The 19823-nt window shown below is 34.6% G+C and carries 21 protein-coding genes; 10 read left to right on the top strand and 11 right to left on the bottom strand.

Annotated elements, in window-relative coordinates; genetic code table 11:
* Window positions 1-40 precede the first annotated feature (40 nt).
* Window positions 41-280, bottom strand: a complete 240-nt coding sequence (locus HYG87_RS10090) for an MTH865 family protein (RefSeq protein WP_211533033.1) — start codon at window positions 278-280, stop codon at window positions 41-43.
* A gap of 281 nt (window positions 281-561) precedes the next feature.
* Between HYG87_RS10090 and HYG87_RS10085 the strand changes: the two genes are divergently transcribed.
* Both HYG87_RS10085 and HYG87_RS10080 read left to right on the top strand, forming a co-directional pair.
* Window positions 562-1311 carry a winged helix-turn-helix domain-containing protein gene (locus HYG87_RS10085; RefSeq protein WP_211533032.1) on the top strand — a complete coding sequence of 250 codons (750 nt, stop codon included), beginning with the start codon at window positions 562-564 and terminating at the stop codon, window positions 1309-1311.
* Between the two features lie 44 nt (window positions 1312-1355).
* A complete protein-coding gene (locus HYG87_RS10080) occupies window positions 1356-2078 on the top strand; it encodes a CDGSH iron-sulfur domain-containing protein (RefSeq protein ID WP_211533031.1) in 723 nt (240 codons plus the stop codon).
* A gap of 12 nt (window positions 2079-2090) precedes the next feature.
* Here HYG87_RS10080 and HYG87_RS10075 read toward each other — a convergent pair whose 3' ends face one another.
* A complete protein-coding gene (locus HYG87_RS10075) occupies window positions 2091-2507 on the bottom strand; it encodes a hypothetical protein (RefSeq protein ID WP_211533030.1) in 417 nt (138 codons plus the stop codon).
* Between the two features lie 172 nt (window positions 2508-2679).
* Here HYG87_RS10075 and HYG87_RS10070 point away from each other — a divergent pair, with 172 nt between their 5' ends.
* Window positions 2680-3072, top strand: a complete 393-nt coding sequence (locus HYG87_RS10070) for a hypothetical protein (RefSeq protein ID WP_211533029.1) — start codon at window positions 2680-2682, stop codon at window positions 3070-3072.
* A gap of 30 nt (window positions 3073-3102) precedes the next feature.
* Complete coding sequence (locus tag HYG87_RS10065) at window positions 3103-5376, top strand: hypothetical protein (RefSeq protein ID WP_211533028.1); 2274 nt, start codon at window positions 3103-3105, stop codon at window positions 5374-5376.
* A gap of 210 nt (window positions 5377-5586) precedes the next feature.
* Here HYG87_RS10065 and HYG87_RS10060 read toward each other — a convergent pair whose 3' ends face one another.
* The 3 genes from HYG87_RS10060 to HYG87_RS10050 all read right to left on the bottom strand — a co-directional run bounded on the left by HYG87_RS10060 (window position 5587) and on the right by HYG87_RS10050 (window position 9423).
* Complete coding sequence (locus HYG87_RS10060) at window positions 5587-6882, bottom strand: DEAD/DEAH box helicase (RefSeq protein WP_211533027.1); 1296 nt, start codon at window positions 6880-6882, stop codon at window positions 5587-5589.
* 200 nt (window positions 6883-7082) lie between these two features.
* Complete coding sequence (locus tag HYG87_RS10055) at window positions 7083-8621, bottom strand: histidine kinase dimerization/phosphoacceptor domain -containing protein (RefSeq protein WP_211533026.1); 1539 nt, start codon at window positions 8619-8621, stop codon at window positions 7083-7085.
* Between the two features lie 142 nt (window positions 8622-8763).
* Complete coding sequence (locus tag HYG87_RS10050) at window positions 8764-9423, bottom strand: CRISPR-associated protein Cas4 (RefSeq protein ID WP_211533025.1); 660 nt, start codon at window positions 9421-9423, stop codon at window positions 8764-8766.
* A gap of 418 nt (window positions 9424-9841) precedes the next feature.
* Between HYG87_RS10050 and HYG87_RS10045 the strand changes: the two genes are divergently transcribed.
* Window positions 9842-10387: a thermonuclease family protein gene (locus HYG87_RS10045; RefSeq protein ID WP_249164852.1), complete on the top strand. Its 546-nt coding sequence runs from the start codon at window positions 9842-9844 to the stop codon at window positions 10385-10387.
* A 61-nt stretch (window positions 10388-10448) separates the two neighbouring features.
* On the opposite strand, the gene HYG87_RS10040 is transcribed toward HYG87_RS10045, so the two are convergent.
* The 5 genes from HYG87_RS10040 to hypE all read right to left on the bottom strand — a co-directional run bounded on the left by HYG87_RS10040 (window position 10449) and on the right by hypE (window position 14217).
* Window positions 10449-11174 carry an ABC transporter permease gene (locus HYG87_RS10040; protein ID WP_249164851.1) on the bottom strand — a complete coding sequence of 242 codons (726 nt, stop codon included), beginning with the start codon at window positions 11172-11174 and terminating at the stop codon, window positions 10449-10451.
* A 23-nt stretch (window positions 11175-11197) separates the two neighbouring features.
* Entirely contained in the window at window positions 11198-12187 is a 990-nt protein-coding gene (locus HYG87_RS10035; RefSeq protein WP_211533024.1) for an ATP-binding cassette domain-containing protein, read from the bottom strand.
* Between the two features lie 92 nt (window positions 12188-12279).
* On the bottom strand, window positions 12280-12543 hold the full coding sequence (locus HYG87_RS10030; RefSeq protein ID WP_211533023.1) for a DUF5654 family protein: 264 nt from the start codon (window positions 12541-12543) through the stop codon (window positions 12280-12282).
* A 167-nt stretch (window positions 12544-12710) separates the two neighbouring features.
* Window positions 12711-13115: an RDD family protein gene (locus HYG87_RS10025; RefSeq protein ID WP_211533022.1), complete on the bottom strand. Its 405-nt coding sequence runs from the start codon at window positions 13113-13115 to the stop codon at window positions 12711-12713.
* Between the two features lie 91 nt (window positions 13116-13206).
* Window positions 13207-14217 (bottom strand): hydrogenase expression/formation protein HypE, encoded by a 1011-nt coding sequence (gene hypE / locus HYG87_RS10020; protein ID WP_211533021.1) that lies wholly within the window; start codon window positions 14215-14217, stop codon window positions 13207-13209.
* 378 nt (window positions 14218-14595) lie between these two features.
* Between hypE and HYG87_RS10015 the strand changes: the two genes are divergently transcribed.
* The 5 genes from HYG87_RS10015 (at window position 14596) to HYG87_RS09995 (ending at window position 18999) form a co-directional block, all read left to right on the top strand.
* Window positions 14596-14979 (top strand): 30S ribosomal protein S8e, encoded by a 384-nt coding sequence (locus HYG87_RS10015; protein ID WP_211533020.1) that lies wholly within the window; start codon window positions 14596-14598, stop codon window positions 14977-14979.
* A complete protein-coding gene (locus HYG87_RS10010) occupies window positions 14969-15634 on the top strand; it encodes a DNA polymerase domain-containing protein (RefSeq protein ID WP_211533019.1) in 666 nt (221 codons plus the stop codon). Before HYG87_RS10015 ends, HYG87_RS10010 begins: the two co-directional genes overlap by 11 nt.
* 142 nt (window positions 15635-15776) lie before the next feature.
* Window positions 15777-16457 (top strand): TIGR02253 family HAD-type hydrolase, encoded by a 681-nt coding sequence (locus HYG87_RS10005; protein WP_211534309.1) that lies wholly within the window; start codon window positions 15777-15779, stop codon window positions 16455-16457.
* Between the two features lie 107 nt (window positions 16458-16564).
* Window positions 16565-18115: an ATP-binding protein gene (locus HYG87_RS10000; protein ID WP_211533018.1), complete on the top strand. Its 1551-nt coding sequence runs from the start codon at window positions 16565-16567 to the stop codon at window positions 18113-18115.
* A gap of 110 nt (window positions 18116-18225) precedes the next feature.
* Window positions 18226-18999 carry a hypothetical protein gene (locus HYG87_RS09995; protein ID WP_211533017.1) on the top strand — a complete coding sequence of 258 codons (774 nt, stop codon included), beginning with the start codon at window positions 18226-18228 and terminating at the stop codon, window positions 18997-18999.
* Between the two features lie 33 nt (window positions 19000-19032).
* Here the strand turns inward: HYG87_RS09995 and HYG87_RS09990 are convergent, their stop codons facing one another.
* Window positions 19033-19806, bottom strand: coding sequence for an exodeoxyribonuclease III (locus HYG87_RS09990; protein WP_211533016.1), 774 nt, complete (start codon window positions 19804-19806; stop codon window positions 19033-19035).
* Window positions 19807-19823: the final 17 nt, after the last annotated feature.

Below are 19823 nucleotides of genomic sequence, written 5' to 3'. Positions count from 1 at the left end.
TTAAGCCATTCTAAAAAAAAATAAAATAAAAGAATAAAATTTATAGTCCTGCACGATCCACTATAATGTCTGCCACTTCTTTAGCACTTTTAAATGGAAAATCATCAGATTTTAATACGTTTCCAGCATCAGATGCTTTTAATTCCACATCCCCTGCTCTGCAAGTGGTATTAGCACCATCAGGGAGTGCATCAAATAATTCATCCGGAGTTTTTATGGGAAAAGTGGCACCGGCTAGTGCTCCTACAATTTGACTGTGTATTTCTTCTTTAATATTCATTTTATAACTCCTATATATTTTTTAAAGATAAAAAACTGCATTTTTTAAAATTTAAGAATTTATCAGTATATTATTTTTTTTTAGATTTTCATGGCCATCGACCTTTTTTATCACCAGCCATACTATATGCTGATAAAATTATATACTTAATCGTCAGGAAAATATACTAAATATAATATATTTACCTTAATTTTCACGATTCTTCCAAAATAGCCGGGATGAATGAAACTTTAAAAGTCAGAACAAAAACCTTTTTAGGATAAGTTTTATAAATATTATTTATGAAATCAGGAACTGAATTTGTGGCAGTGGATAAAGATATACAAAAAAAATTAAATAAAATCCATCGCGACGTAAAATTGATTAAAGAAAGATCTAATCAACAATATTTAGAATTAGTGATTTCTAATTTAAAAAAGGACTTTATTTATGCAATTAATAGCTATTTAAGTGAGGATAATGAGTCTAATTTAGATAAGAGTATGGTAGAAAAATGTGGTATGAGAAATACTTGTAAAGCAAACTTTACTGAATTTTTAAATAAAAATAGATCACTAATTAATGAGGATCAACTTCCCGGTGAAAAAATTAACCATCATCGAGATGAATTAGAAAAAATGAAAACCGAAGCCCCCTTCGATAAGTGTGAAATATGCTTTTCAGAAGTATTTGATCTTTTCCAGAAACAGGTGAAACTGATTCGTTCCCTTAATATTTATCAAAACAATGGAAATAATAAAGAGGGAATATCCCTGATTTCTGAAGAATCAATAGTAAAAGAAGTTCTAGAACCCCTGGCCCATAAACAAAGGATTCAAATAATCAAATCACTATCTTCCAGTACTCAAACTTTTTCTAACCTTTCCCAGATTACCGGTCTTCGTGGAGGTAATTTATTATACCATCTCCAGAAATTAATTGATAAAAACTTGATTATTCAACGTCATGACCGGGGAGATTATATGATAACTGAAAAAGGAAATAAATTACTGGGAATATTAACTCAAATGAATGATTTGATAGAAAAATAAATTAATTAAAATATTTAAATGACAATTGCGGAGGAAAAGTCAAAATGGTGGGAAAAAAAGATAAGATGAAAATAAAAATCATGAAAAATGGACCTTATCTGGTTCAGGGAAACATACCCCTCTACAAACAGAAATTAGTAACAGATGAAGCAGGTCACACCGTAAAATTGGATGATGTATCAGAATATCCCCTCCAGGAATCTTATATTTTATGTCGATGTGGTGCATCAAAAAATAAACCATATTGTGATGGCACTCATACTAAAATCAGTTTTGATGGAACTGAAACTGCCAGTAAAAAGCCCTATATGGAAAAAGCAGAAGTTTTTGAAGGAGATGATCTGAAATTAACCGATGTCCATGAATTTTGCGACCATTCACGCTTTTGTTTAAGGGCAGGGGGAATAAGAAAACTCATTGAAAATTCAAATGATCCGCAAGCCCGGGAATTAGCCATTGAAGAAGCTAAACTTTGCCCCTCTGGTCGTTTAGTTCTATGGGATAAAAAGACAGCTACCCCCTTTGAAAAAGAGTTTGAACCATCTATTGTCATGATTCATGATCCTCAAAAAAATTGTGAAGGTCCAATATGGGTACGGGGAGGGATTCCCATTGAATCTGCAGATGGTAGCATATATGAAACCCGTAACCGGGTTACCCTGTGTCAGTGTGGAAAGTCTGAAAATAAGCCCTACTGTGATGGCAGCCATTGGATGAATGCCCGTCAAAAATTGAAATTTAGAAAAAAATGGGGCCTGGATAAATAAAAAAATATTTTATTATTTATTCAGCCATTTCAATACTTCCCGGGCAATGGTCTCTGAGATATCTTCAATCCAGTCATGATCACTCCAGGTGCAGATATCAGATTCATCAATATCTCCCACAATGTCTTCAACCTGGTCATTATCTCCAGAGTCCTCTAGCTGGGATTCACAGAAGCTATAATCATTCTCATGATTTTCAAATAGTACTTCCCATGTTTGGGAATTTCTTAGTTCCCAGTACCAGTAAAAAGTATTTACTGTTTCTTCCTCAGGGTCTTGTTTGGTAAATTTTTCTTCTTCTTCATAGCCAACTATCAGGACTTTATTATCTTCTAAGAAGATGTGTTTTTCCCAGATATCTTTTTCAGATTGCACCCTTTCTAAATCTGTTTTTTCTATCAAATCCACCAGCTTATTTTTTTCAATCATTTTAAAAACCTGCCCCCATCTTAATGATTATTTTAAAGTATGATCTAAATAAATTTATTTCTATCTGAAAATGATAAATAGCGAAAATTATATATTAAGTACTAATTAAACACTGATAATATATATCGAATATTAAGGAGCCTTAATATTAAAAATAATAAAAGTTGAGGAAATGAAAGAAAAATCTATTTTACTGGTTGGAATAGTTATAGTGGCTATTTTAGGAAGTTTTGCTTTTGCAATAACTATTTTTTCTAATGAAGATGCCGACAATCCAATTATATCAAATAATAGTTCTGTAAACAATAGTTCTCCATCTAATACAACCCTGAAAAATACCCCTGATTCTAAAAACAATGCCAATGTAAGTACTCAAAACCCATCAGTACCAGAAGAAGATAATACTGGAAAAGTATGCCCCAACTGTAACTCCGGGAAGGTAATATGTAATGCCTGTAGTGGGAGTGGAGGTTACTGGGATGATGGTAAATGGGTAAGATGTTCCAGTTGTGGAGGTACTGGTGGTACACACTGTACCCGATGTGGTGGAGATGGAAGACTATGATTAAAAAATTAGATTTAATTTGGTGATAAATTGAAAAGTAAAAAAATTACAATTACAGTTTTCCTGGCAATTTTTCTTTTTTTGAGTATGGGTTCTGTATATGCTGAAGATACAGATGAGCAGTTCACAATTGCTTCAGAAAATGCCGTTACTGATTTTAGCCAGGCTGATATTTTAAATGCTGCCACAAATGTAAAAACATATACTGAAACCAACAATAAAATACCTGAAACCGTTTATATCAATAATAATGCAGTTAAAATGCCCCAATTATTATATCTAATGACTTCAAGTGTTAATAATGTTAATCAGGGCAGTAGTGCATCGGTAAATTATAAAAATGTTAATCCTGCACCCAACCCTTCAGAAAATACCCGGGGCGGGACTTTAACCAAAACAGCCTACCTGGATGCTTCTCAAAGAATAAAAACCTTCATGGACAACAACAACCACGCCCCCAACTTCGCCACCACCACCCAGGGCACCATCAGCTTTGAAACACAAATTTACTTATTTTCTAGAATTTTGAGTTTTTATCAGAGTAATAACCAGTTACCTGGTTTTGCCACCATTATTCCTGGTTTAAAAGTGGAAGCAGGTAGTTCTACACCAGCAAATAATCCGCCTGTGGTACCACCAGTAACACCTGAACCAGAAGACCCACCAGTAACACCTGAACCTGAAGACCCACCAGTAATAAACCCTCCAACACCAGACCCGGTAACCAGCAACTTCACCCTGGCCCAAATAAACGCAGCAGCCACCAACGTTAAAAAATACTACGACACCAACAAAAAACTACCATCCACCGTAACCATAAACAACCAACAAATAACCCTAAACCAATTCCTATACCTACTAACCACCGCAACCATCAACCTTAACACCGGAAAAACCACCCCAATAACACCCAAAAACATCAACACAGCACCCAACCCATCAGAAAACGCAAGACAAGGCACAATAACAAAAACAGCCTACCTGGACCTGGCACAAAGAATAAAAACCTTCATGGACAACAACAACCACGCCCCCAACTTCGCCACCACCACCCTGGGAACCACACGCTACGAAACACAAATATACGCCTTCAGCAGAATACTGGACTTCTACCAAACCAACAAATACCTACCCAACACCGTAACTATCATACCCGGCATAAAAATCAATACCGGTGTTACTCCTCCTGTGGTACCTCCAGTAACACCTGAACCTGAAGACCCACCAGTAATAAACCCTCCAACACCAGACCCGGTAACCAGCAACTTCACCCTGGCCCAAATAAACGCAGCAGCCACCAACGTTAAAAAATACTACGACACCAACAAAAAACTACCACCCACCGTAACCATAAACAACCAACAAATAACCCTAAACCAATTCCTATACCTACTAACCACCGCAACCATCAACCTTAACACCGGAAAAACCACCCCAATAACACCCAAAAACATCAACACAGCACCCAACCCATCAGAAAACGCAAGACAAGGCACAATAACAAAAACAGCCTACCTGGACCTGGCACAAAGAATAAAAACCTTCATGGACAACAACAACCACGCCCCCAACTTCGCCACCACCACCCTGGGAACCACACGCTACGAAACACAAATATACGCCTTCAGCAGAATACTGGACTTCTACCAAACCAACAAATACCTACCCAACACCGTAACCATCATACCCGGCATAAAAATCAATACCGGTTCAAGCCCTCCCTCACAGGTAACCACCACCTTAATAGCTCAAACCTCCTATGGTTTTGTACAAAAGATTGAATCTTATGGAACTGGATCCAATAAGGTAGCCATAATTATAGGGGTACACCCTCATGAATTAGCAGTTCATGTAGCCATGGAAGATGCTATAAAAGCAGCCCAGCTCAATAATATCAAGCTGGATATATTCCAGGTAGTGGTTTATGATGGTAGAGAGATGGATGAAAGCCGTAACCAGGGAGAATATCTGGCCAGTCAGTACATTGTCCCTCTTATTGATAGTAGTTATCAATTAGTCATGGATGTGCATGGAAACCGGGGTACCTATGCTCTTACTGATTTCATATTTGCTCCCAGTCAGGGTGCTTTATCAACCAGTTTTGCAAATCAGCTAGTTACCAAAAGTAATGGCCTTATTGGATATTTATATATCGAAGGTAGCAGCCCCCCTAAAATAACCATACCCATAGCTCAAAAAGGAATACCTACAGTACTCTTAGAGCTTGACTGGAGATTTGAACAATCTGTTTTACTTCAAAAATGTAAAACAATAGTAGCGGCCTTAGATGCTATATTTGCTTAAAATATTAAAAAAATGGTTGAATAAGGTAAAATAAGAGTTATTTTATCTAATCACCCATACCTTATTTTTTTTGACTTAAAAATTAATTAATAGAGATTAAAACTGATTTTTTCTAAATAAAAAAAATAGTGGCTAAAAAGTTACTTCAAAATAAAAAAAAAAAAATTACATCCTGAAAAAAATAAATCCAGGATTAGATTTTGAGGGAATCTAGAGCTCTTTTTCTTTAATAATTTTTAATAATGCAGCTGAAATATCCAGTGAATTGAAACCAATCTCAATCAAACCTTCCACGGTATGGATATAACTGTCCAGATTATCATTCTGGATACTGTTTTTGACTTTCTCCAGTAAAAGATCAATTTTTATTTTTTCAATATCCCCTAGAGAAGGAATTCTTTCCTGCTTTATTTTGGTTTTGGTATAACGCTGAATATCCCTTAATTTGTATATTTCTTTACCAGATACAAAGGTAAATGATCTTCCCTGTTTACCAGCACGTCCAGTTCTACCTATTCGGTGTACATAGTATTCGGTATCATTAGGAACATCGTGGTTGAATACTGCTTCCACATCCGGAACATCGATTCCTCTAGCAGCCACATCAGTTGCCACCAGGATGTCAATTTTACCATTTCGATATTTATTCATTACTCTGTCCCTTTGAGCCTGCCTCATATCACCATGTATACCGTCCACAAAATATCCTCTGGTTTTGAGGTCTTTTACTAAACGGTCAACTCTTCTTTTAGTGTTACAGAAAACCAGGGCCAGTTTAATATCATGGATATCCATTAAACGGGATAATAGCTCTGCTTTCATTTTCTCATTTACTTCAAAATAGCTCTGGTCTATTTTAGGAGCAGAAAGATGATGATGAGGTACTTTTAAGAATTGAGGATTCTTTTGGTATTTTTTAGTTAATCGGAGAATATCCTTGGACAAGGTTGCAGAGAATAGTAAAGTCTGCCTTTTTTTAGGAACAAATCTTAAAATTTCTTCTATGTCCTCTCTAAATCCCATATCTAGCATTTCATCTGCTTCATCCAGAACCACCATTTCCACCCCATCAAGTTTCAGGGTACCTCTTTGTAAATGGTCCATTACCCTTCCCGGGGTTCCAATGACAATGTGTACGCCTTTATTTAGGGCGCGAATCTGTCTTCCTATAGGTTGTCCTCCGTATATAGGGAGTACTTTTACCTTTTTCATGTACTTGGATAGCTTTACAATTTCTTCTGCTACCTGTATACAAAGCTCCCTGGTGGGACATAAAACAATAGCCTGTACTGAGTTATCAGGGACATAAACCTTTTCTAATACAGGAATCCCAAATGCAGCGGTTTTGCCAGTACCGGTTTGGGCCTGGCCAATAACATCTTCCCCTGCTAAAGCATGGGGAATAGTAAGTGACTGGATTGGTGTTGCTTCTTCAAAACCAATATCTTCAATAGCTTTTTTCATTTCTTTAGATAAATCTAATTCTTCAAATAGTAATTGATCCATAATATCTTCCTTAATTATTTAAAAAAATATGATTATAATTATTCAGCTCAATTTATTAGAATAACTAAAAATAGCAAAATAACCAAAATCAATTAATTCTTATAATTTATATTAGTATTTAATACATTTAAACTATACCCTGTTCTTCTTAATTCCAGATAAAATTAGGTAATTATTTTATAAAAACTAAAAAAAAGCAGTTAGTAATCTTCATCTAAACTTTCATTCTTAAATTTTATAATAAATTCTGTACCCTGATTGATATTTAATTCTATCTGAGCACCAATTTGCATAATCAAAGACATTACTAATTGCATACCCATAGTATCTGTATTTCTAAAATCAATATCTTCGGGAAAGCCCACACCATTATCTTTTAATATCAATTCAAATTCATCATAATTTTTATGTAGATAGATGAATATTATCTTCTCATCAGATTCTACAAAGGCATGTTTCAGGGAATTGGTTAAGATTTCATTTACAATTAAACCCAGAGGAAGTGCTATTTCCAGATTTAATAGGGAATTATCCAATTCGATCTGCAAATTAATCAATTTAGAGTCCTGCAGGGAGCTTAATAAAATATCGTCAACTAATTCTCTCAAGTATTGGGAGAAATTAATTTTTGATAAGTCATCAGCATGGTAAAATTTATCATGAGTCATGGCCATTGATTTTACACGCCCCCTGGCTTCTAATAAAACATTTTTTGCTTCATTTGATTCCATGAAATCTGCTTGAAGGGCCAGGAGACTGGATATAACCTGCAGGTTATTTTTAACCCTATGATGAATTTCATTTAGCATGACTTCTTTCTCATTTAGAGAATTTCTCAGTGCTTTTTCTGAATTTTTACGCTTGATTATACTCCATAAAAAGTTCATTAAAATTCTAATCTGAGTAATATCCTCTTCAATATAAGATTCTTTTTTATTGCCCACCCCTGCCAGGGCCACGATTTTATCCCCATCAAATATAGGGACATTCATATGCCTTTTTAAATGAACATGGCCTTTTGGATAGCCTTTTTTTAATTTATTAGGGGCTTTAAAGTCATTGATTATTATTGGCTTTCGCTGACGTATAGCTTCTCCCCATAATCCCGTTTCATGAACCGGGTAATATATAGGTTTATCATTTATTTCACATTTTTTCATAGCCTCTTTGGACCAGGAATACATGGTTAATAAGTCTTCAGTTTCATTTAAAAAACTCAAGTATCCTAATTTACTACCTGTAATCTCTACCAGCTGTTCCAGAGCATAATCAGTTATCTCCCCCAGAGAACAGTCTGACATTTCATAGAGGCAGATCATTGCTTTTAAACGAACTTCATTCAAATTTTCATCAGAAGATATATTTTTTAATTGATTTGAATCCATCAGAACAGCTAAAACTCCTATTGAAGAACCTTTATCAACTTTAATAATGTTAAAAACGTAATTGAAACTTTTTAAACCTTTTTTTAAGGATAAAGTAATTGTCCCTGATTGTGTTCTATGGGTTTGAAGTACATTAATTATCTTTTTATTGATTTTAGTGGTTGTCTGGGAAAAATCCAGATCAGCCCATTTTTTCCCTATAAATTCTTCCATATCCCCATCCAGACAATCTACTACTTTCTGATTAAAAAATATTATTCGGCCTTCTTTATCAATTAAAAAAACCATGTAGGGTAAGGCCGATAAAGTTGATTTTAGAACATCGGTTTTAATGGAATCTGAATTAAAATCCATTTAATTTAACCTCACATTTTTCAAGCAGATATTGCCGGGACACTGTAAAAAAAAACTTGGGGGTTTTTCATCTAATAATCATTTATATAGCTAAGAACTTTAATTGTTGATTTTTATGTTTATAGGCAAGAACTTTATTTTTTTATCCAAATTCACAAAAGCTATTAAATCTGCATTTTGCACATTTTCTAGGATTATTGGTGGGTAAAAAATGTTTAGATCCATTAAAAAGGTCCTGCATCCTATCCAGTAATTTTTGAATGGTCTTTTGAGCATTTTCATTAAATTCCTGCATCCAGAATATTTTACTGCTTCCTCTCTGGCGTAAGGCCCCCATAATTTTTCTATCATCAGAGCCAATAATATCTTTAAATGCCAGGCAATAGCCCCAGACCTGATTAATGGAAGAATTATAAGCAATTGATCCCGGTTTATCATCAATTATAATAAATTCATCGGGAGTTAACCATATTTCATCTATTAAACCTCTGATTCCAAATTTAGGAGATGATACAAACATTTCTCTACTCAGGATCTCCTGAGTTTGGGAAAGGTCAATCATTTCATTAAAGTCTATGATTTCTGCGCCTTTTTTGAATTCATTTTCCAGTTCCTGGTGAATAGCCTGGCCTTGCTTCATTTCAATGGTGGGTTCAGTTTCAATACCCCTTACATTCTCTAAATATATACTGTATTCACAGTAGCCCTGTTTATTGAGCCAGCTGATGGGAAAATTATTTTTTCCATCTATAATCATAACTCCTTTTATGGAAGGATGGGGTTTTGCATCTATTTGCTGCATTTAATACCTCAATTCAATTTAAAGCTTTTATTTAAGTTATTTGAATTATTAATGAAATAATCAACATATATCATTAAAACCCCCACCTTAGAAATAAGGTCAGTAATATGCCCAGGATTAAAGCAACCAGGAGTTCCTTCCAATCTATTGATTTCCAATCCATGTAATAACCTGACTTAACGGCATGTTATTTTTGATTTCTAATTCATTTTATTATATATGTAATCTATTTAATATTCATTACTTGAATCGATAGAAAACAGTTTTATTTCATGAAATTAGAGCAGTGATTATAGCGCTAAAAGTAACTAAAAAACAAGTTCCTTATTAATTCTGATTTTATTTAAGAAAGCTTTACCTGTTTTTATTAATAATAAAAATTATATGTTATTGATTTAATAATATAGGGTAGATGTCCATGATACCAAAAAATCCATTGAAAAAATATCATATTGTACTGATTATAATGTTATTATCCATTTCTATTGCCGGCTGTGTAGATGATAATAGTATTTCACAAATTCCTCTGGATGAAGTTGACTTAAATATTTCATCCCCTGAATCTCTTCTAAATAATTCCTCAATTGAAAGTGAAATAAACCTTATTAATGAATCTCAAGCGCAAATACCCCCTCATTATGAGAAAAGCGGTATATGTACCTATGTGGTGGATGGGGATACCCTGGATGTAAAGGGAGTAGGTAGAATAAGGTTGGTGGGAGTCAATACTCCCGAAAGGGGAGAACCTGGATATCAGGAAGCCAAAGATTTTGTAAAAAGTAAATGTCTTGGAAAACTGATTTATCTGGATATTGATGATAAAAAAAATAATGATCGCTATGGACGTGTTTTAGCCGTGGTTTATGTAGGAAATACCAATATAAATGCGGAATTACTTAAAAAAGGCTATGCAGAAGTCATGTATATTCCGCCTTCTGAATTTAATCCTTATAGCTGGACTTAAATACCCATCTAAATCATTCTTTTTATTCTATAACCCTTAATACAATTATTTTGAGATTAAATCATTGTCTTCTACTGAAGAGATAGGTTCCCAAAACTATCATAACCACATCAAAGGCACATATAATCAAAATATTATATTGCATGGGTACAATAGTGGGCCATCCACTTATCATAACCCCTCTTAAAGCATCTACACCATAGGTCAGAGGGTTTATATAAAAGGCCCACCTCATCCAGGAAGGCAAATTTGTAACCGGGAATAAAGCTCCGCTCAGGAAAAACATGGGCAGATTAACAAAGGTTACAATAGTTCCAAAGCTTTCCAAGCTGGACATGAGACTGGCGATAACTAAACCAATACAGGTAAGGCCCACTGTAATAATTATCATTAAAGGTAGGGCCAGGATTACTGCTTGTAAAGTCAAAGGTACTCCAATAATAAATCCCAGTAAAATCACTATGGCTCCCTGTATAATAGCAGCGGTGCCCACTCCTAACATTTTACCGGCAAAAATGGAGGCTCTGCTAATTGGTGAAACCATGATTTCCTTCATAAAGCCAAATTGCCGATCCCAAATCACAGATATGCCCAGAAATATGGATGTAAAAAGAAGTGTCTGGGCAATAATACCGGGCAACAAAAATTGAGTATAATCAAAACCTGTAAACTCCAGAGAAAATCCCAATCCCGTCCCAAAGATTACCAGCCACAGTATAGGCGTAATTACTGAACTAACCAGCCGTGTACGATCCCGAATAAAACGTTTAAGTTCACGGCGCCACAAAGCATAAATACCTCGAAATTCGCTTATTTTACCCGCCCCATAACTCTTGCACCCATTCCTGTAAGATCCTCACTTTTACCACCATCACGGATTTCCCGACCAGTAAAATGCATAAATACATCATTTAAATCCGGCTCTCGAATAGAAATAGTTTCTATAGAAACCCCTAATGAGACTGATAATTCGACTATACGTGCCAGAGACGTATGGGCATTTTTAACACTCAAATTTAGTTCTTTATCTGTTTTAAAAATATTATCAGCAAGTTCAACTTCAGAGAGTTTATTTGCTAAAATATCATTATCACTGGTCTCTATGATAATAGTTTCCCCTCCCAACTCATTCTTAAGGTTTTTAGGAGTATCCAGAGCGATAATACTGCTCCTATCAATAATAGCTATCCTATCACAGAGTTTATCTGCTTCTTCCATGTAATGGGTAGTAAGAATAATGGTAATATTCTCCCTTTTTTTTAGATTGGTTATATAATCCCAGATATGGTCTCGACTTTGAGGATCCAGACCTAAAGTGGGCTCATCCAAAAATAATACTTTAGGATAATGTATTAGACTCCTTGCTATTTCCAACCTACGCCTCATGCCTCCGGAATAGGTGTTAACATAGCTGGATGCACGATCCTCTAATTCAACTAAGTGCAGTACCTCATCTATACGGGAGTGCATCACCTCACGGGGTACATTATATAAATCAGCATGCAATTCCATATTCTCCCTTCCGGTAAGTTTATCATCTATACTGGGATCCTGGAAGACTATACCGATGGATCGTCTAACATCTGCTGCCTCACTAATAATATCATAACCTTCCACCTGGGCGGTTCCAGATGATGGTTTTAAAATAGTGCATAACATGGAGATGAATGTACTTTTTCCAGCACCATTAGGACCCAGTAATCCAAATATTTCCCCCTGATCTACCTTTAGATTCACTTTATCTACAGCAGTTAGCTTGCCAAATTTTTTCCCCAGGTTTATGGTCTCTATTGCTTTCATAAGTACCTTCAATTTTAATAATTTCAGAATTTTTTTCCACCAATTAATTATAATATCATTTCACAGAAAATATTAAGAAAGTGGAATAAAAATCATTCCACAATTCTTACTGCCTGTACTGCTGGTTTTGCAATTAAACGGGCTATTAATATGGTAGCAATAACAGCTAAGATGGTGATTACTACTGCATAAATAAAAAGGCCTGTTAAACCATCTGTTTCACCCAGCCATTGAGTTATCAATGCTTGGATTGCTTCATTCCAGGCCAAAGCAGCAATTAAACCAAATGCAGTGGTCACTAATGTTGCAATTGTATCCAGTACCTGGCTTTTTACTTCTGAAACTTCATCTTTCATCTTTTCACCCCTGAAAATATTAAAAATTGTTATAGATTATGTAAGAACTTTATATAAAATTCTGCTATTTAATTTATTAAATATAAAAAAAATGTAAAAAAAGTCTGATAGATGTAAAATAAGTACAGGTTATATAAAAAAATCAATTTAAGAGATAAATATAAATTTTAATGTTTATCTAAAACAACTTTTGTTTTTGCATATTTATCTAAAAGTCTAATGGAATCATTTTTTGATAAATATCCTCCTATCAAATCCAGAAGTAAGGGGAACCATAATATTTTAGATAAATTACGAATAAATGTTTTCTGGTAGGTTAATTCGCCCTGTTCAGGTTCTACGTGAATTCCCATAATACTTTTTCCCAGGGTGCTGGTTTTAGATTTCTCCAGATAAGTAAAGTAAGCCATTATTATAATTGCTAGAAAAACTAAGCTATAGTTAAAAATTCCATAAATCCCGGTGACAATAACCAGTGGATAAATAATTGGGTTAAGAATCCACATAAAAAATGTGATTACTAAAAAGTCCAGAATAAAAGCTACAATTCTTTTTTTAGTTATAGTTTCCATTATAACCCCTTCAAAATGTATTAATAAATAAAAAGATTAATATGGAAATTATTACTAAAAGAAGTATTTAAAATTTGCTAAATGATAAGTTTTAGCATACTCTCGGCACTGGATCTGCAATAGGTGCTTCTAAAATCCTTTTTCCCCCTAAGGAAGTTTCTAAAATAACATGGTTATCTTCAGTCACTTCTCCTATAATTTGGGCTTGAGCACCGTATCTGGTCTTTCTAATAGCACTCAGAGTTTCATCAGCCAGTTCTTTTTCAACCCCTATAATTACCTTTCCCTCATTGGCAACTTCGTAAGGATCTATTCCTAACATTTCTGAAACAGCAATTACCGGTTCTTTTAGAGGAATTTTATCTTCTTCAACCAGCAAACCTACTCCTGATTTATTAGCTATCTCATTTAATGCATTGGCCAGGCCACCTCTGGTGGGATCTTTCATGGAGGTAACTCCCCCTATGGCCAGTGCTTTTTCCACAATTTCCCATATAGGGGCCACATCTGATTGGAGATCGGTGTCAAATCCAAATCCTTCCCGGTAGGACATTAGAGCCATCCCATGATCACCTACACTACCCGATAGGATTATCTTATCCCCCACCTTTAAAGAAGAGTCTCTTTTTATTTCTCCTTTATTTACCACTCCAATACCGGTAGTAGTAATAATCATCTCATCCAGTTTACCCTGTTCCATGACCTTGGTATCACCAGTGATTATGGAAACCCCGGTTTCCTGACAAACAGCATCCATGGATTTTACAATAGTCTCCAGATCATCAGCAGGGAAACCTTCTCTAATAACCATTCCATTAGTAATGGCCAGAGGTTTAGCACCCATAACCGCAATATCATTTACAGTACCGGCAATAGACAGTTTACCAATGTCTCCACCTGGAAAAAATAAAGGGTCCACGGTATGGCCATCAGTACTCAGGACTATTTCCAGGTCTCCTAAAGGTATGGATGCACCATCATCCAGGTCATCTAAACCTACTCCCCCATTTACTCTCTTGTTTTTAATGTTTTTGAGAATTATATCTGATATCAGATTCTGCATTACTTCTCCGCCAGCACCGTGAGACATCCCTATCTTCATTGCTACACCTGTTGATTGTTAATGTTGTTTTTTTAAAATCTAAAAATAAGTTTATTTAAATTATATTATATGTAATTCATCATTACAATTTAAAATATTTAAATATGATGTTAGCAAAATAGTATTAGATTAATCTCAAGTTAGGATTTAAGAAATCTTAAAATGGTTAATATGATATAAATTAGTAACTATTAAATTTGAGAATAAACAAAATCTTTTTAAAGCCTGATGACTAATGAATAGTTACTACATAAACATTTAATTTAGTTGTGCTTTAAATTCAGTTTTTTACTGATTTTGGAATCTTAATTATATTCAGATTCCATTAACCTATATTTTATGGGTTAAATTATATAATTAAACTAACAAGGTGAAATAATGGCTATATGGCAAGGTAAATCTATGAAAAAGCCTACCGGCGGAAGAGCGAAAATGAACCGCGGTAAGAAAAAATGTGAACTGGGAAGAGAAGCTGCAGAAACTAAAATAGGCCCTAAGAGAATCCGAAAAATCAGAACCCAGGGAGGAAATTTAAAAGTTCGATTAGCAACTGATACCAAAATTAATGTGGTTAATCCTGAAACCAATAAGGTGGAAGTAGCTGAAATTTTAAATGTTGTTGAAAACCTGGCTAATCCTAACTTTGTAAGACGTAATATAATTACAAAAGGTGCAGTTGTTGAAACCAGCTCTGGTAAAGTTCGTGTAACTTCCCGGCCTGGTCAAGACGGTGTAATAAATGGTGTGCTGATTGCAGAGTGAATTAGAATCTGAAATTAAAGTTCAGGTTTCTAAATTTTTAGAATATATTAATCCTGACTTACCGCAAGGTATGGAACTGGAGTATGAAGGTTTCTATAGTAGAGGTTTCTTTGTTACCAAGAAAAGATATGCTCTTCTGGAGGATGGAAATATAGTGGTAAAAGGCCTGGAGCTGGTAAGGCGGGACTGGGCCAATATTGCTAAAAAAACTCAGCAAAATATACTTATGGCTATTTTGAAGGATGGTTCTCCAGATAAAGCTAAAGAAATCATAAAAAATGCCATAAAGGATATTAAAAAAGGTCAGATTAAAATGGAGGATCTGGTTATACATACCCAGATCACCAAAAATTTGAATGAATATAAACAAATTGGACCCCATGTAGTTGCTGCCCAAAAATCACTATCTAAAGGGAGAAAAATAGAACGAGGCTCCATTATACGCTATGTAATAGTAAAGGGCAAAAATTCTATAAGTCAAAGAGCCGAACCCCTGGAAGATATAGAAGGTAAAGAATACGACCCGGGCTACTACATCGAAAATCAAGTTATACCTGCTGTTTCAAGAATAATGAGCTCACTGGGCTATTCCAGTGATGAAATTTTAGAATTATCCCGTGATGAACAGCAAAGTAGTTTAGATGCTTTTTTTTAATTCTATTAATATTTTTTAGATAAATTTTTATAGTTCCCCATTTAAGAGTATAATATATTTCATTTAATTGTTGGAGAAATTCTGATAGTTAATAAGGAAGAATTAAAAAATTGATTGTGTGGCAATCATTCAGGTGGAAATTATGCTCAAGGCAGTTTTTTTCGATATTGATGATACTCTTTATGATACTTCTGGTTTTGCCAAGCTGGCCCGAAAGGCAGCTTTAAATATGATGATAGATGCCGGTTTACCCCTTGATTCTACCGAAGCATATAAGCTTTTAAGAGAGATTATTGCTCAAAAAGGATCTAATTATGATAAACATTTCAATGTTCTAACTAAAACTGTTTTTGGAGAGGAAAAACCTCTTTTAATTGCTCTGGGAATGATCAATTATCATAATGTTAAATTTGCCTTACTTAGACCATTTCCCAGAACCACCTCCACCCTGATAAACCTTAAAAGTAAAGGTTACAGACTGGGTGTTATCTCCAATGGTATAACCATAAAACAATGGGAGAAATTAATCCGTCTGGGCATACACCATTTTTTTGACGAAGTGGTGACCTCGGATGAAATTGGTTTTGAAAAACCCCACCATCGTATTTTTGAAGTAGCCTTAAGTCGCATGGGTTGCACCCCTGAAAAATCAATTATGATTGGTAATAAATTTTCAGAAGACATGATGGGTGCGGTTAATGCAGGTATGTCTGCTATTCTGGTAAATTGTAAGCTCACACCTGAAGAAGAAGAGTATATTGAAAAGGAAAAACTGGATGTAAAGGTTATTTCTGATATAAGTGAATTGAATGAAATTTTATAACTTTTCAATCCAGGGATTAATAATTTAAAAATTTATCCAGGGCAAAAAATACCTTAAATTAATTCATGTGTCCATTTAGAAAATTATAAATTTTTAGAGGTAAACTTATGAGTTACTATCACAATGAACAAATGGAAATAATTATCAGGCGACTTAGACAGCCTAAAACTTTGGAAGAACTTAGATTATCTGAAGTATTTGTTCGAGATTTGATTCTGAAAATCATTTCTAGCTATGGTACCGTGCAAACTAAAAGATTAAATGAAGTTACAGGTATACACTGGGACATTTTAGAAGAGGTTCTTCGTAAAATGGAGCAAGATGGCCTTTGTGCCCAGGTAGGAGGTAGTTTCCTATTTTCAAGTATAGATTATACCATTACCAAAAAAGGAAGGGAGAAAACAAAGAGAATAGTGGAAGAAAATCCATATATGGGTCTGGCACCTGTTTCCTACGATTTTTACTGGGAAATAATGGAATGCCAAATGAAAGGAAGGCACCCGGTTGAAATCCCGGAAGATATAATTGAAAAAACATTCGACGATGTGGTAGGACTTGATTATGCTAAAGAATGTCTTATAGAATCCTGCACTATTGGAAAAGGTATTTTTATATATGGTTCTCCAGGTACAGGAAAAACATTCATTATCAGTAAAACCTCCGATTTGCTACCACCTCTCATTATACCTAAATTCATTGAATTTGGAAGCAGGATTATACAATTATACGATCCTGATTTTCACAGGAGATGCCCGGAACAGCCAGCAGACCCAAGGTGGGTTAAAATTCATGCCCCATTCGTTTTTACTGGTGCTGAACTGAACCTGAATAAATTAGAAACCGTATACGACCCTAATAAGGGCGTATATGAAACTTCCCCCATGATTAAAGCTAATGGAGGAATATTGCTGGTGGACGATTTGGGAAGGCAAAGAGATGACCATGAAATAATTTTAAATCGTCTCATCGTACCCATGGAAAATAAGAAGGATATGATTTATGTAAGGGGAGTTCCAGTAGTGGTTTTCAGCCATTTTATTCCTGCTTTTTCCACCAATCTGGATGTTAGTATTATGGATGAGGCCCACCTTAGAAGAGCTCCTTTACATATTTTTCTGCGTAATCCTCCTGTAAAAAATGTTTCCAAAGTATTTAAAATGAATCTTGATTTATTAAAAGAAGACTATGATGATGAAGTTCTGGAAAGATTTGAAAAGGTATATACTGAATTTAAAGACGGAGGCGAAGGTTTACAGCCCAGTTATGCTCATGCTCGTGATATTGCTCAAATATGTCAGGCAGCCCGTATTTCCATGAATAAAAACCGGGTGGATATACAGGTACTGGAAGATGCTCTCAATAAACACGTATTGATTGCCCTGCAGCGCATGGATATTGACATAACACAGGTAACCAAAAAAATCAGAACCTTCCGTGTTATAACCAGTGATATTGATAACGCCTATGATTTTCTTTCCACTGACACGTCAGGATCAATTTCCTTTGAATCTAATTCTATTCTTATAGACCGGGACGATACTCTAACACCCACTCAATTGGCTAAAAGTCTGCAAGATAATAATGTGGATTTTGAAAAGATAGAAATCATAGCTGAGACCGAAAGAGAGTTAAGAAAAACCATTTTAGATTACGAATAAACCGGTATAAATTTTATTTAAAATTATAAGAAGAAGGTATTAGATTGGATTATCAGATATTCATTATTCCCCTGATTATTTCACTTTTGATATCTATTTTATTTTATATTATGGTTAGCATAGTCCCTTTTTTATTTCCCCAATTTATTGCTAATATTTTTTTATCCCTACCCCGGAATTATTCTGATGATCCGGTGGAAATGCAGTTTTTGATTAATCAGTTAGTAAAAAATGATAGCTGGAAAAGGTTATATGCTCTAAAAATATTGGAGAAGAATTTCCAGTCAAAAATGAAGATTTTATTATCAAAAAAAGAAAAAGAATGGAAAAAAGAACTAAAAATGCAAAAGGAACTTTTAGAATATCGTAAATTAACTGATGATGAAATACTGCATATCGAATCTGGAAAAAAGTTAAAAGATAAATACGGAGCAGATATTAATTTTAATCCTTCAGATGATTCAATTTATTATCTTAATCAATATGAAGAAGAATTTATTAAAATAAGAGACGATTTATGTGGTGAAATTTCAATTTACCATGAAAAATATGATGATTTTAAGTTCTGGTCCGTTAAAAATCGTAATTTATTAAAATTCATTCAGGATAAAGTTTTTAATAATGAAGAACTGGATTTAGAAAAAATAGGAAAATCCAGCCCGGAATGGGCACTACTCAATTTATGGGGGTTTCCCCCTCAAATCAAATATGATTTAAAAAAAATTTATTACAATATCGTTCTTTATGTTGATTTAAGGTCCGGAGAAAAGGAAGGAGAAAAAGTTATTAAAAAATTAGCTATTGCCTTGAGTTCCCATGAAAAATCACTCTACTATTTGGAACATTTCATAAATCAGTTAGGAGGAATGTCATCTAAAAACTAGGGGAACTAAATAAAATTTTATCAAGGTTTTTAGCTATATTTTAATATCAAGTCCCACCGGACAGTGATCTGATCCCATTACCTCCGATAATATATAGGATGATTCTATGTGGTCGGTGAATTCTTTATTGGTAAAAAAGTAATCCAGTCTCCATCCCACATTTCTTTCCCGTGCCCGGGTACGGTAACTCCACCAGGTATATTGATTCTCATCTGAATTAAACATACGGAAAGTATCCACATAACCATTATCCAGAAATTTATCTATCCATGCTCTTTCTACTGGTAAAAAACCAGATATGTTGCTATTTTCTTTAGGGCGTGCCAGGTCTATTTCCTTGTGGGCTGTATTTAGATCTCCACAAACAATAATATTTTTTCCCTGGTCCCTCAGCTGGTTAGCATGGTCTAAAAATGCGTCGTAAAAATCTAATTTATATTTAAGTCGTTCTTCAGACATCTTACCATTGGGAAAATAGATATTGAATAATACAAATTCACCATAATCTGCAATTTGAATGCGGCCTTCTCGATCGAATTTATCTATTCCAAAACCATTTTCAATATTTTCTGGTTTAAGAAAACTGTACAATGCTACACCACTATAACCCTTCCTTTCAGCAGAATTAAAATAAGCATGGTACCCCTTGATTTCTTTTAAAGATCGGGGGAGCTGGTCAGGGGTGGCTTTAGTTTCCTGAATACATAATATATCCGGTTTATCCTTATTTAACCAGTCCAAAAATCCTTTTCGTTGTATGGCCCTAATTCCATTGACATTCCATGATACTATCCTGATATTCTTCATTAATCACTCCTCCTACA

This window comes from Methanobacterium alkalithermotolerans (genome assembly GCF_018141185.1).
GTDB classification, from domain to species: domain Archaea; phylum Methanobacteriota; class Methanobacteria; order Methanobacteriales; family Methanobacteriaceae; genus Methanobacterium_F; species Methanobacterium_F alkalithermotolerans.
The sequence above is the reverse complement of the archived record's forward strand: the minus strand, read 5'-3'. Positions and strand labels throughout refer to the sequence as shown.